Here is a 12,525-nt window from a genome sequence, read left to right on the forward strand (position 1 = left end):
GATGAACACTCCTCTTCCTAGTGGCCGTCCGTTGGGCGTGGCTGCCATCGGTTACGCCTTCATGGGGAAGGCCCACTCGAACGCGTGGCGGAACGTGGCCAGCTTCTTCGACGTCCCGGCCGTCGAGCAGAAAGTGCTGGTTGGCCGGGATGCCTTGGCGGTGAGCGAGGCCGCTGCCAAGTATGGCTGGGCCGAGTCAGCCACGGACTGGCGTTCCGTGATTGCGCGGGACGACATCGACATTGTGGACATCTGCGCAACGGGCTGGATGCACGCGGAGATCGCTCTGGAAGCTCTGGCTGCCGGGAAGCATGTGCTCGTGGAGAAGCCGCTCGCCAACACTCTGGAGGAGGCCGAGTTGATGGCTACCGCCGCAGTGTCGGCGCGGGGCCGGGGTGTGCAGTCGATGATCGGTTTCAACTACCGCCGCGTCCCTGCACTCGCATTGGCCCGCGAACTGATTGCCGAAGGGCGTCTCGGAACCGTGCGGCACGTCCGTGCCGCCTACCTGCAGGACTGGCTTTCCGACGTCGAAACCCCCATGAGTTGGCGGCTCCGCAAGGAGACGGCCGGCTCCGGGGCGCTGGGCGATATCGCCTCCCACGCCATCGACCAGGTCCAGCACCTCACGGGCCAAACCGTCACGGAGGTGACCGGAACGTTGCGGACTTTCGTGGCCGAGCGCCCCGGTGCCGCTGGGCTGGAGAAAGTGACAGTCGACGACGCCGCGTGGGCCACTTTGGGCCTGACCGGCGGCCTCAGCGCGTCGGTAGAAGCGTCACGAGTGGCTACCGGGCAGAAGAACTCTTTGAAAATCGAAATCTATGGATCGTTGGGGTCTTTGACGTTTGATCTGGAGAACCTGAACGAGCTCGGTTTCCTGGATGCCACGCTTCCCGTGCGGGAGCAGGGCTTCCGGCGGATCCTGGTCAACGAGCCCGAGCACCCTTACGCTGCGGCGTGGTGGCCGCAGGGGCACATCATCGGTTGGGAGCACACCTTCACGCACCAGGTCCGCGACTTCCTCCTTGCCGTTCGCGACGGAAACGAGCTGTCGCCGTCGTTCGATGACGGGCTGCAGATCCAGCGGGTACTGGCCGCCGTCGAAGAATCAGCGCGGAACAGAAGCACCGTGACTGAGGTTCCTGAACGGGTTGCCGTCAGTTAGCCGGAACTACGCTGGCTTCCGCGTGTATAAGAGCGAGTCCATCGCGGTAGGAGGTCACTGCGAACTCAGGGAAGCGCGTCGTGAACTTCGTGGAGTCAAAACGGTTGTCGTGCTCGTACCGCGGCAGAAGTTCCCTTAGTTCCCGTACCTGCGGCGAGAACAGCCCGGCTGCGCTGAGGACCCATCGGGGAACGACGATGTAGCCGGGTTCCTGGCCGAATTCTTTGGCGGCCATGGTGGCGAATTCCCGGTAGGTCGGCCGCTCTGCAGCCACCGGAAGGTGCCACGTCTGCCCATAGGCGTCCGGCGTATTGCCCAGAAGCGCAAGGGCGCGGCTCGCGTCCGGGGTCCAGATGAGCGTGCGCACTCGGTCGGCCCGCACCGGGACGCGGGGCTTCTTGCCCGACTTGAGAGGGTCAATGATCAGGGTGTTGGTGAAGCTCTGCGTCCGGCCGGGCCCGTAGAACTCGGGAGCGCGGGCGATGAGGACGGGAATGTCGCCCCGGGCCATCTCCTCAAGCACCATGGACGCCATAGCCGCGCGGACCTTTCCCTTCCGTCCGTTGGGAACGAAGGGGGTCTCTTCGGTCTGGATGCGGTCGTCCTGGGGGTACATGTAGGTGTTGTCGAAATAGACGAACTTGGCGCCGGCTGTCCGAGCCGCATCCAGCGCATTCTGGAGCATCGTAGGGAACTGCGCCTCCCATAGTTCAGTCTTCGCCGGCAGCCCCGCGGTGAAATACACGATGTCGCTGCCCCCAACAGCGGCAGCCGTCTGCCCGGCGTCGAGCAGGTCCGCACTTATGACGACGTCGGACTCGCTCACCTTGCGTGGGTTGCGGCTCACCAGCCGCAGGTCCTCGGTGTAGGCGCGGTGTAGCTCGCGGGCGAGTTCCACGGCGATCTGGCCGTTCGCGCCCAGAATGGTCTGCATTTCAACCTCCGCTGATGGGATGACATGGGAATCGCAATGCGGTATGTTTGCACTGCTTACATCAGCGTAGGAGGCAAAGTTAGCAGTGTCAACATCGACTAAGAACTACCACCATGGTGACCTTCGAGCCGCCTTGCTGGCAGCTGCGATCGAGAGTCTCGAAGCGGGTGAGCCATTCTCCCTGCGGGCTGTCGCCCGCCGCGCAGGAGTGTCGCCCACCGCGCCGTACCGGCACTTCGCGGACCGCGAAGCGCTCGACAGTGCGGTTGCGGTTGAGGGTTTCAGGGATCTCCGAGCGGACCTCGAGGCTGCGTTGGCTGTCTTGGCGGATCCCGCGGAGCCTGAGGGTGTGATCACGGCACTCGGAGTCACCTATGTTGGCTTCGCGTTGAGGCGGCCGGCCGTGTTCCGGTTGATGTTCGGCAACGAATGCGATGAGGAGGACAGTGAACGCGTGCTGGCCTCGGAGCAGCTCCACGGGATGTTGAACCAAGCGATCGAGCGCCTTTTCCCGGGCGCCAACAACTCCAACCTATCCATCGCGCTGTGGAGCATGGCGCATGGCCTGGCCTTCCTTCATCTCGACGGCAAGTTACGGCCTCAAACCAGCGACGACGTTACAGCCCGCGTGAAGTCGGCGGTTGGGGCGATCTTCGCGCTCAATGCCAACACTGCCGTAGCTAGTCCCGATCCCGTCACACGTCCAGGAGAACGAGCATGACAAAACGCATCCTTCACGTCGTCACCAATGTCAGCCACTACGAGGATCCTTCACACCAGACCGGCCTGTGGCTGTCCGAACTGGTTCACGCCTGGGAGGTCTTCGAGGCGCACGGTTTCGAACAGGACATAGTCAGCCCGCAAGGCGGAGCTGCACCTTTGGAACCACGTTCACTGAAGTTCCCCAGCTACGACAAGGCGGCCAAATCGTGGCACAACGACCCAGCTCGGATGGCCCTTCTTGAAAACACCGCCAGTCCGGCGAGCATCAACGCGGCCGACTACGACGCCATCTACTTCACCGGCGGCCATGCGGTGATGTACGACTTCCCTGACAGCGAAGGGTTGCAGAGGATCACCCGCGAAATCTGGGAACAGGGTGGCATCGTGTCGTCGGTTTGCCACGGGTACTGCGGCCTGCTCAACACCAGGCTTTCGGACGGCAGCCTTCTGGTCCAGGGCCGGAAAGTGACTGGCTTCGCGTGGCAGGAAGAAGTGTTGGCTCGGGTCGACAAGCTGGTGCCGTACAACGCCGAGGAGGAGATGAAAGAACGCGGGGCACTCTATGAGAAGGCACTGCTGCCGTTCGTCTCCTACGCCATCGCCGACGGCAACCTTGTCACCGGCCAGAATCCGGGATCGGCCAAAGCGACCGCCCAAAAGGTTGCGGCACTGCTCTAAAGCGTCTGGCGGGGACACCGCGAAAGGCGAGTGCCGGCGTCGTGGGTTAATCCCCAGAGCGCAGGGGCCGCGACCTTCGGTGGTCACGGCCCCTGCACGTGCAGGACTGCTATTTGATCAGTGCTGCGGCCTGCTCCATGAGGTCGCTGGCCGTGGCAACGCCGTTGGCATCAGCGCCCTTGCCGGACGCCGTAGCGGAGATCAGCACGCCCTCCTTGATGGCGTAGGCCATGTAGGTGGTTTGTGCCGCGCCGCTGGCTGTGGACATTTCGGTCTTGTAGGCCACAGTTCCGGGGACCGTGTTGATGCCGTCGAACTTTGCAGTGGAGACGTTCATCGATTGACCGGACATAGACAGCGTCATCTTCGAGCACTTCTCTGCCTGGACACCGCTCTTATCGATGCTGTCCTGTAGCTTCTGCTTATCGAGCCCGGACGTCAGGGTCACCATGGTCATGACCCCTGATGTAGCGTCCAGATCGGCGCCCGCTGCCGTGGTTGAACCGGCGAGGGTCTCACTGCCGCCCAGCGTTGCAAGGTCCTTGCACTCAGCGGGTTCGACGGTGAACATGCTCATGAGCGCTTTCATGGGGTTCTCCTGGGCGAGTTCATCGCTGGAGGCGACTGTCAATTCTTTGCCGGACTTCGGCTTGATCTGCTTGACCAGTTCAACGAGCTCGTCGTTGGTGTACTGCTTGGCGGCGGTGGGCGTCGGCGACGCCGTGGCTTCGGGCGAAGCGGCATCAGTCGAGCCCGTTGACCCGCCGCATCCGGTCAGTGCCATCATTGCCAGCGCCGATATTGCTACGCTCTGCAGCGCAAACTTCTTCAATTTGTTCCCCCATTGGGTCTACTTTTACGGCCGGGTGGTCCCCAGCTGAGATAACACTATCGGTCACTAACGTGCGGGCGCCGCTGGCTTGAGACGGGGGAAGTTCGCTATCCAACGTGGCTCCGCGTCCCTTTGCGGCTTTGAGTCAGGTTCGCTTGCGGCTCGCGATCAAGTCAGAAAGCTGCTGCACATCGACGGGGTCCGCGTCCGGGGCAAGGGCCACGTAGTGGTCCATGACTGCTGGGCGGTAGCGCACTGGCAAAGTCTGTCCTGGGGCGAGTCGGGTGAGAGCGGTGATCGTTAGGCTTTCGTCTGCGATGCCACGAAAGGAGACACCGTCGGCTGTTTCCACGTCGAGCATCAGGACAACGCGCGGGTTGCTGTTGACCTCCCGCCAGTCGACGAGAACACCAAGCGCCAGCGTTCCATTGCGCAGTTCCGCATTGCGCTTCCGCGCTTCACCGCTGAGGACCGGGTTCGGGGCGACGCCCGGGAAATTGGTGCCGACGCCGAGCGACTCCCGACTGAGGTCCGGCCTCAGCTGCTCCATAAGGTCGTTGAGCTTCTTCTTCGAACCGAACATTCTGACCTCTCCCCCCAACAGCGGTGCCGGAATTTCGGCCTTAAGCTTCGCCTCACCGCGATTCTATGTCATGGACATTCCCGGCCACTGTTGCGAATCTGGCACACCTCCCAACGTCCACAGAGGCCAAATATGGTCCCCCAATGGATGAGACGAATGCGGAACCCGGAATGACCTCCGCCATGTGGAGGGTCGGGCAAACGGCCGTGGAGATGTATTTCTTCGTTGCCCTTCGCCATCGGTCCAAATCGGTGTCGTACACGCCGACCGGAGCGCAACTTTTGAAGGTCGCCGTTCCAACTGAATAGCTGGTCGCCGATTAAGCCAAAGTCAGCCCCGGCAGTAAATCACCCGTGCCCGCCCGCCGCCAGCCCCGCACCCACAGCAGCAACGAACGCGTCCGTCTCCGCTGACCGCCTACTCTTCAACCACAACGCCGACGTTCGCCACGCCAGCGGGTCGCCGACCAGCGGCCGCCACACAATACCCGCGGGCAACGGAGTCCACGGCTCCTCATTGAAGTGCACGCCGCGGCCGGCCATGATCAGCCCGTGGGTGAAGTGCTGGTTCCGGGCATGAACAATAGCCGCGGGAAGATACCCGGCATCCCGGCACGTGTGCAGGAACGAGTCGTACAGCGTGGGCGCCATGTGCCGGGGGAAGATGATCAGCGGGCTCCCCGCCAATTCGCCTAAGCGCACGGAAGTAGCAGAAGCCAGCGGGTGCGCCGCGTTCAGCACCACTCCCAGCGCCCGCGAATACAAAGGCCCCGACTCGAAACCCACGCTGCTCAACGGGTGGCGCACCACCGCAACGTCCAGTTCGCCGTCGCGCAGTCGCTCAACCTGCTCAACGGTGGTGAGCTCATGCAGGTTCAGCAGAACGTCGGGCGCAGACGCAGCGAACGATGAAACCATCGTGGACAGGGCAACCGGGTTCGTGTCCGGCGGTACCGCCACCTGCAGCACGCCTGACGCGCCAGGCCGGATCCGCCGCATCGACTCCTGCGCCATCGCCACGTGATCCAGTACCCCACGCGCATGCTCCAACAGCAAAGCCCCGGCTTCAGACAGCTCCACGCCGGTGCGCCTGCGATGAAACAGCTGAACCCCGAGCTCTTTCTCCAGGTCCTTTATCCGTTGCGAAAGTGGCGGTTGGGCCATGTGCAAACGCTGCGCCGCGCGCCCGAAATGCAGCTCCTCGGAGAGCACCACGAAGTACTTGAGATGGTGGAGATCCATCCGCGCACCATATCAGTTTGGTATCAGGGCGAGTAGATATTGATGTTAGACGGGTCACATTCGCCGGTGGTCAGATGGGAATCAAGAAGCCCCAACGAGCCAAAGGAAATTCCCCAATGTCCCAGGACGTCCTCTTCGAACAAAACGGACCCATCGCCACCATCACCCTGAACCGCCCGGAGAAGCTTAACGCCTGGACCGAGGCCATGCGCAGCGAACTCATCGACTACCTGGAAGGCCTCAAGGGCAACGATGAAGTCCGCACGGTCATCCTCACCGGCAGCGGCCGCGCGTTCTGCGCCGGGCAGGACCTGGCCGAGACTGCATCCATGAACCCCGAGGATCACGAGTCCGCCGAGGCCTGGATCGACGGCTTCGACCGCCTCTACCGCGCCGTACGCAACCTCGACCAGATCACCATCGCCGCGGTCAACGGCGTTGCCGCCGGCTCCGGTTTCCAGTACTCGCTCCTCGCCGACCTCCGCGTCGGTGACTCCAAAGTCCGCATGGGCCAGCCGGAAGTCCTCTCCGGTATCCCCAGCATCACCGGGATCTGGGCCATGTGGAGCATCCTGGGCAAGTCCAAGACCTCCCAGTTCGTCCTCACCGGCGAGCTGGTGGACGCTGCCGAGGCTCAGCGTCTCGGCCTCCTCAACTACTTGGCGGACGACGGCGGCGTGCTGGCTTACGCGAAGGACCTCGCCGCTCGCTTGAGCCTCCTTCCTCCGGGTGCAGTCCGTCTGACCAAGAACCGACTGCGCAGCCTCGAAGACGACGACCTCACCGACGCCATGGCAGAAGCCAAACGCGTGCACCGCGAGGCATACGGCACCGGCGAACCGCAGCGCGAAATGGCCCGCTTCCTCGCCGGCCGCCGCTGATCGGACGGGAAAACAACATGAAAACAGCAACCCAAGACCGCTACACCGAACTCCGGAACAGCCACCGCTGGGAGGTGCCGGAACTCTACAACATGGCCGTCGACGTCGCCGACCAGCACCCAAGGGACAAGCGCGCACTCATCCTGGAGTCCGCCGTCGAAGGTCAACGTGAGGTGAGCTGGGGCGAGATCCAGGACCGTTCCCGGCAGATCGCCGCGACTCTCCAACAGGCCGGCATCAGGAAGGGTGACCGGGTTGCCGTCTTGCTCCCGCAGCGCTCCGACACCCCGGCCGCGTACCTCGGCGTGCTCCGGACCGGAGCCATCCTGGTCACGATGTCCCTGCTGTGGGCGGCTGAGCCGATCCGGTTCCGGCTGGAGGACAGCGGCGCGTCGGTGATCATCGCCGAGGACTCGGCGAAGCATCTCTTTGAGGGCTACGAGGGCACGTTCATCGACATCGACAGCCCGGCCGTCAAAGATGCGCCCACAGACTTCCAGAACGTCGAAACGAAAGCCGACGACCCAGCCCTGATCTTCTACACCTCGGGCACCACCGGCCGCGCGAAAGGAATCGTCCACGCGCACCGGACGCTTCTTGGCCACAACGAATTCGAGTACTGCCACCAGCTTGGCGACGGCGACGTGTTCTACGGCGCGGGGGATTGGGCCTGGTCGCTGGCCAAGCTCATGGGCCCGCTCCGGCTCGGCGCCACGCACCTGGTGTTCCGGCCAACCGGCGGCTTCGACCCGGCGGCCCTGCTGGACAGCATGAGCCGCCACCGCGTCACCAGCGCGCTGGTCAACCCGACGTTCCTGCGCAAGATGCGCGAAGACGTGCCCGACGCCGGCGCCCGCTTCCCGCTGTCCCTGCGGACGGTTTGTTCGTCCAACGAGCCGCTGACGTCGGACTTGATCGCATGGTTCGAAGCACAGTACGGCGTGACCCTGCTCGATTACTACGGTTCCACAGAGTCCTACCCCCTGCTGGGCAATTACCCCGACGTGCCGGTGAAGCCGGGGTCCATGGGGCGCCCACTTCCTGGCTGGGAAGTCCGGTTATTGGACGAAAATGAGCAGGAAGTGGCCCCTGGCGAGACCGGCGAGGTTTGCCTCCGTGCGCGGTCCAACCCTCAATTTCCCTTGGGATACTGGAACGTGCCGGAGGCGTCCGCTACCGCGTTCGGAGGCGATTGGTACCACACGAAGGACCAGGCCTACGCGGATGAGGACGGCTATTTCTGGTTCCTGGGGAGGACCGACGACGTCATCAAAACGTCCGGATACCGGGTTGGACCCTATGAGTTGGAGGCAGTCATTCGTGAGCTCGATCCCGTGCGGGACGTGTCAGTGACGGGTGTGCCTGACGAGCTCCGTGGCCAGTCCATCAAAGCCTGGATCGAACTGATGCCCGGTCACGCTGGGGGAGCGGAACTGAGCGAAACCATCGTGGCGCACGTCAAGGAGAACTTCTCCCGGTTTGCGTACCCGCGGTTCATCGAATACGTCTCCGCGCTGCCCAAGTCGGCCACCGGAAAAGTCCAGCGGGCCCAGCTCCGCGAACTCCCGCACCATCTCCGTGAAGGACAGTCATCATGAATGCTGTGACCCAGAATTCCGCCGCCGAAACCGAGGCGTCCCCGCGCCGGAGCCTCAAGCGCGTTGCCGCGGCAGCCGCCGTCGGAAATTTCGTCGAATGGTTCGACTCCGCGGCCTATGCGGTCATGTCCGTCACCATCGCGAAGCTCTTCTTCCCGGATTACTCAACGACGGCGTCACTTCTGGCCGTGTGGGCGATCTTCGCCGGCGGCTTCATCGCCAGGCCGCTCGGGGCAGCTTTCTTTGGACGCTACGGCGACCGAATTGGCCGGAACAAGATGCTCGGGTTGTGCGTCTTGATCATGAGTGCGGCAACGTTCTGCATCGGTATCCTGCCGACGTTCGCGGTGATCGGTGTGTGGGCGCCGATCCTGCTGTTCGTCTTCCGTGCGGTGCAGGGCTTCACAACGGGCGGCGAGTACACAGGGTCCTCAGCCTTCATTGTCGAATATGCTCCGGAAGGTAAGCGGGCCACCTACGCCAGCATCATCCCGGCGACTGTTGGGCTGGCCTCGGTTGCCGGTGCGTTGCTGGGTGCTGCAATTACCGCGACGTTGAGCACTGCAGACCTTCAAGCTTGGGGCTGGCGGATCCCGTTCCTGCTCGCGGCACCGCTGGGACTCATTGGCCTGTACATCCGGTCCAGGGTTGACGACACCCCTGTGTTCCGCGGCCTGGAAAATAAGGGTGAAGTGGCTAAGCGGCCTTTGGGTGATGCCATTCGGATGTGTTCGCGCCAGATCTTCACCCTCTTCGGCTACAGCATCACCAACGCGATCGCCTACTACCTGATGAGCAGTTACATGATTGCGTACATGACATCGAGCCTTGGATACTCCTCGGCAGAGTCGATGATCACGAGCGTGATCACGATGCTGGTGTACACGGCCGTCTGCCCGCTGGCCGCCCGTTTGAGCGATCGGCATGGTCGGAAGAAGATGCTGCTGGTTGCGTGTGTTGGTTTCGTGGTGATGACCATTCCAGCGTTCTCCATCATGCCGCTGGGTCTCGGTTTCGCGATCCTAGGAACGAGTGTCCTGGGCGCCCTGGTCGCGGTGATCGGAACGTCCAACGTGCCGGCACTGGTGGAGATGTTCCCGTCATCGGTCCGCGCTTCGGGATCTGCGATTGGCTACACGCTGGCCTATGTCCTGTTCGGTGGGACGGCCCCATTCGTGGCAACCGGCTTGGTAGCGGGCTTTGGAACTCCGTTGGCTCCGGCGTTCTACCTGATGGGCATGGCCTTGGTGTCAGCGGTGGTTGTGGTCCTGTTCTTCCGTGAGACCAAGAACCTGTCACTTTCGCGGGCGACGGTTCTGTAGGGGTTCGAAACGAAGCCCCGGCGAGTCCGTTTTATGCAGGCTCGCTGGGGCTTCGTTGCGTCCGGCTGCAGTCTGCTGGTTGGCTAGGCAGCATGGAACAACGCTTTGTGCGCTACCAGTCGACTACGCCTGATCCCAAGGGCCGATACCTTGGGATCTTCGCCTTAGCGAACAGACTGGCGAAGGAAGGCCGTCTCAGTCCGGAAGATTGGGGCTTTTGGCGCAGCGCCAACGACTTCTACGACGCTGCATACGCCACGCCTGAGGCATCGCTCTATGCATCCCCGCACGCACAGGCCTGGTTCAAGCTCTCAGCTACACACCTGATAGACAGAATAGGTTTCTATTCCGATCTTCTGCGTCGCCACGACATCCCCTGCGATGCGTTCTACTCTGCTGATCCCGGCGCGATCCTTTATGAAGACGACGTTCAAGTTGTTGCCGTTCCCTATGAACAATCAAGCGGTTCCTGATACCAGGGTGAGCGACGAGACAAATTTATCGATTCGGTCAAACACCTCACCCTGTGCCTTCTGCGAAGCCCGCCAATCGTCCGGAATCTGCAAAGAATGATCGGCCCCCGGCACCTCCAGGAATGTCCCGCAACGCTCGGACTTCCGTCCGCCGTCCCACAGCTTGTCCAGCGAACCGCCAACAAAGAGGTCCTCTTTGGTTGTCGCCGCAATCGTGCTGCGGACAAGGGAATCCGTAAGCAGCGGCGTCAGCCAGATACCCGGCACGTTGTTGTTTTCTGCCCACGGAATGCTCAACGTGCTGAATGACTTGGCAACAATCAACCTCTGGTGGGCATCCGGAGAGGAAGCGAAGGCGCTTTCGACGGCCCTGGCCATAAATGAGTGCGGGTCAGCATGAGGCGAATCATCGGGAGTCCACCGGACGGCTTGAACGTGCCAACCGAGCGATCCCAGCATTTCCCCGATCCAGAAAAGGACCGGGCCTTCTACTGGATACCCTGACCCCGGCAGCAGCACAGCGACCTTGGTTTTATCCGGCTTTTCTGTAGGGGCTTTAGCCCACATGAATGACTCCATAAGGCAGGCTACTCGTTGGCCGGTGACAGGTCCAAGCAATTGATAGTCGCATGTCAATAACATCGGTCCCGTCATTTACACTGAAAATTCGCGTCCGGCAAAGAAGCGCCGCGGCTTGAACTAGGGGATCAGGATGACGGAAATGTTGCAAGGAACCTACGCGATTTTTGACGGCGTCGAACTTCCCCTGAGCCGAAAAGGCCAGGGGTGGGAGTTGCGGACCGATGAGGCAATTGCAGGCTTCACCCGAAACGAGTACGGCCAATATGTGAAGCGGATAGCCCAGGGTGATCCTTTGGAATTGGAGTGCTTCACGCTCACGTATCAGGGCACTTATCGCGGCATCACCTTTGCGCTCCAAGTTCCTTCAGATCCGGTCCAGGCGTGGACGAACAACTCGCAGGCGCAGGCTGCGGGGTTCCGGCAGGTGGATCGTGGTGAGTGGAGGAAGGAAATCCCGCTCGATGACGCGGAGCTGCGCATCACAACTCACCGAACTGCCATTCCCACACCTTGGGCGGCAGCGGTAAAGGACGACGGCGGAAGGCAAGCCTGGGATGCCTTCCGGGACAGGCTCGCCACCACTTTCCGCAGCACCTCGGACCGGGACATCCTGGTTGTCGCATCGGCCGCGGACCCAAGGAGATACGTACAGTTCGCACGTGAGTCGGACAGACTCTACGCCGAGGCCCCGGGAGTGGAAGTTGTGACCGACGCAGGAGAGTCTGTGCTGAAAGACAATGAGTGGAAAGCTCCGGTGGTGGAACAACCCAATTGGACATCTGAACTCGCCCTTCCGGCATTGACCGCTGAGTACAAAGCGCTCGCGGATCGCTGTGTCGCGGCCCTGCGCCAGTCGTATCGCATCAACAGCCCGGAGGATCTTTGCTACCGCGCCTGGCGCGAGGCGGAGCAGATGCCGGCAGGAGAGACGTGGTCAGCGGAGAAAGTGGAGCGTATGGACCCGGGCGCCGGTTCGCTGGCAGTTCCTGGTCTGGGTCTCAAGCGAATGAAGCCTAAAGGAGCACGATCTTGAAAATCATGGAACCAGCCGAACTTTGCGACATCATGGACTTCTGGATTGCTGCGCCATGGCCCCTGACAGAGGATGAGACGCAACAACGTGCCGTCGAGCGGTTTGGCTGGACCATCGAGGTGGACGGCGGTACGCCGTATTTAATGGACACGGTTTCCAACTTCACCATCCCGGACGTCATGACCGTCCCATACAAGGACCGCATGATGGAGCTCAGCCTGCAGGCTTCTGACACCACCCGGGAGATCACGTCCCCACTGACGGAGCTCCTCGGCGACGCCTTCACTCTCATGGTCCGCGAGGGCGAAGGGCGGTGGGGGAAGCCCACACTGCTGGATTCCAAGAGCGGTCCCACAGCGCGGTGGAACGTCGACGGCGGTGCACGCGTGTCCTTCATCTTTCTCTCCCGTGGCCTCTTGGCGATGTTTGAAACACCGCAAGGCGCGGAAGTCGAGCGGAAACTAGGCGACCGATGAC

At 62.2% G+C, this 12,525-nt stretch carries 15 protein-coding genes; 10 read left to right on the forward strand and 5 right to left on the reverse strand.

The annotated features are described in order from the left end of the window. Window position 1: 1 nt before the first annotated feature. Entirely contained in the window at window positions 2-1,168 is a 1,167-nt protein-coding gene (locus J2Y68_RS13135) for a Gfo/Idh/MocA family protein (protein WP_309994082.1), read from the forward strand. Here the strand turns inward: J2Y68_RS13135 and J2Y68_RS13140 are convergent. Beyond that, window positions 1,161-2,102: an NAD-dependent epimerase/dehydratase family protein gene (locus J2Y68_RS13140; protein WP_309994083.1), complete on the reverse strand. Its 942-nt coding sequence runs from the start codon at window positions 2,100-2,102 to the stop codon at window positions 1,161-1,163. The genes J2Y68_RS13135 and J2Y68_RS13140 overlap by 8 nt on opposite strands. 85 nt (window positions 2,103-2,187) lie before the next feature. Between J2Y68_RS13140 and J2Y68_RS13145 the strand changes: the two genes are divergently transcribed. After that, window positions 2,188-2,823 (forward strand): TetR/AcrR family transcriptional regulator, encoded by a 636-nt coding sequence (locus tag J2Y68_RS13145; RefSeq protein ID WP_309994085.1) that lies wholly within the window; start codon window positions 2,188-2,190, stop codon window positions 2,821-2,823. Continuing rightward, window positions 2,820-3,503 carry a type 1 glutamine amidotransferase domain-containing protein gene (locus tag J2Y68_RS13150; RefSeq protein WP_309994087.1) on the forward strand — a complete coding sequence of 228 codons (684 nt, stop codon included), beginning with the start codon at window positions 2,820-2,822 and terminating at the stop codon, window positions 3,501-3,503. Before J2Y68_RS13145 ends, J2Y68_RS13150 begins: the two co-directional genes overlap by 4 nt. A gap of 109 nt (window positions 3,504-3,612) precedes the next feature. On the opposite strand, the gene J2Y68_RS13155 is transcribed toward J2Y68_RS13150, so the two are convergent. Both J2Y68_RS13155 and J2Y68_RS13160 read right to left on the reverse strand, forming a co-directional pair. Continuing rightward, window positions 3,613-4,335, reverse strand: coding sequence for a hypothetical protein (locus tag J2Y68_RS13155; RefSeq protein ID WP_284987639.1), 723 nt, complete (start codon window positions 4,333-4,335; stop codon window positions 3,613-3,615). 145 nt (window positions 4,336-4,480) lie between these two features. Continuing rightward, window positions 4,481-4,918 carry a hypothetical protein gene (locus tag J2Y68_RS13160; protein WP_309994089.1) on the reverse strand — a complete coding sequence of 146 codons (438 nt, stop codon included), beginning with the start codon at window positions 4,916-4,918 and terminating at the stop codon, window positions 4,481-4,483. Between the two features lie 143 nt (window positions 4,919-5,061). Here J2Y68_RS13160 and J2Y68_RS13165 point away from each other — a divergent pair, with 143 nt between their 5' ends. Further along, window positions 5,062-5,226 (forward strand): hypothetical protein, encoded by a 165-nt coding sequence (locus J2Y68_RS13165; protein ID WP_309994090.1) that lies wholly within the window; start codon window positions 5,062-5,064, stop codon window positions 5,224-5,226. Window positions 5,227-5,265: 39 nt separating this feature from the next. On the opposite strand, the gene J2Y68_RS13170 is transcribed toward J2Y68_RS13165, so the two are convergent. Beyond that, window positions 5,266-6,159: a LysR family transcriptional regulator gene (locus tag J2Y68_RS13170; protein WP_309994092.1), complete on the reverse strand. Its 894-nt coding sequence runs from the start codon at window positions 6,157-6,159 to the stop codon at window positions 5,266-5,268. A 116-nt stretch (window positions 6,160-6,275) separates the two neighbouring features. Here J2Y68_RS13170 and J2Y68_RS13175 point away from each other — a divergent pair, with 116 nt between their 5' ends. From J2Y68_RS13175 to J2Y68_RS13190, 4 genes are all read left to right on the forward strand, one after another. Further along, entirely contained in the window at window positions 6,276-7,040 is a 765-nt protein-coding gene (locus tag J2Y68_RS13175) for an enoyl-CoA hydratase/isomerase family protein (RefSeq protein WP_309994095.1), read from the forward strand. A 17-nt stretch (window positions 7,041-7,057) separates the two neighbouring features. Continuing rightward, window positions 7,058-8,638, forward strand: coding sequence for an acyl-CoA synthetase (locus J2Y68_RS13180; RefSeq protein WP_309994096.1), 1,581 nt, complete (start codon window positions 7,058-7,060; stop codon window positions 8,636-8,638). Continuing rightward, window positions 8,635-9,960, forward strand: coding sequence for an MFS transporter (locus J2Y68_RS13185; protein ID WP_309994098.1), 1,326 nt, complete (start codon window positions 8,635-8,637; stop codon window positions 9,958-9,960). The genes J2Y68_RS13180 and J2Y68_RS13185 overlap by 4 nt, the downstream gene beginning before the upstream one ends. A gap of 92 nt (window positions 9,961-10,052) precedes the next feature. After that, window positions 10,053-10,433: a hypothetical protein gene (locus J2Y68_RS13190; protein WP_309994099.1), complete on the forward strand. Its 381-nt coding sequence runs from the start codon at window positions 10,053-10,055 to the stop codon at window positions 10,431-10,433. Here J2Y68_RS13190 and J2Y68_RS13195 read toward each other — a convergent pair. Beyond that, complete coding sequence (locus tag J2Y68_RS13195) at window positions 10,419-11,087, reverse strand: hypothetical protein (RefSeq protein WP_309994101.1); 669 nt, start codon at window positions 11,085-11,087, stop codon at window positions 10,419-10,421. The genes J2Y68_RS13190 and J2Y68_RS13195 overlap by 15 nt on opposite strands. A gap of 58 nt (window positions 11,088-11,145) precedes the next feature. Between J2Y68_RS13195 and J2Y68_RS13200 the strand changes: the two genes are divergently transcribed. Together J2Y68_RS13200 and J2Y68_RS13205 are read left to right on the forward strand one after the other, a co-directional pair. After that, window positions 11,146-12,048: a TY-Chap domain-containing protein gene (locus J2Y68_RS13200; protein WP_309994102.1), complete on the forward strand. Its 903-nt coding sequence runs from the start codon at window positions 11,146-11,148 to the stop codon at window positions 12,046-12,048. A gap of 5 nt (window positions 12,049-12,053) precedes the next feature. Then, window positions 12,054-12,524, forward strand: coding sequence for a DUF6301 family protein (locus tag J2Y68_RS13205; protein WP_309994325.1), 471 nt, complete (start codon window positions 12,054-12,056; stop codon window positions 12,522-12,524). The last annotated feature ends 1 nt before the right edge of the window (window position 12,525 follow it).

Origin of the sequence: Paenarthrobacter nitroguajacolicus, assembly GCF_031455195.1 — a bacterium.
In the GTDB taxonomy this organism is placed as follows: domain Bacteria; phylum Actinomycetota; class Actinomycetes; order Actinomycetales; family Micrococcaceae; genus Arthrobacter; species Arthrobacter nitroguajacolicus_D.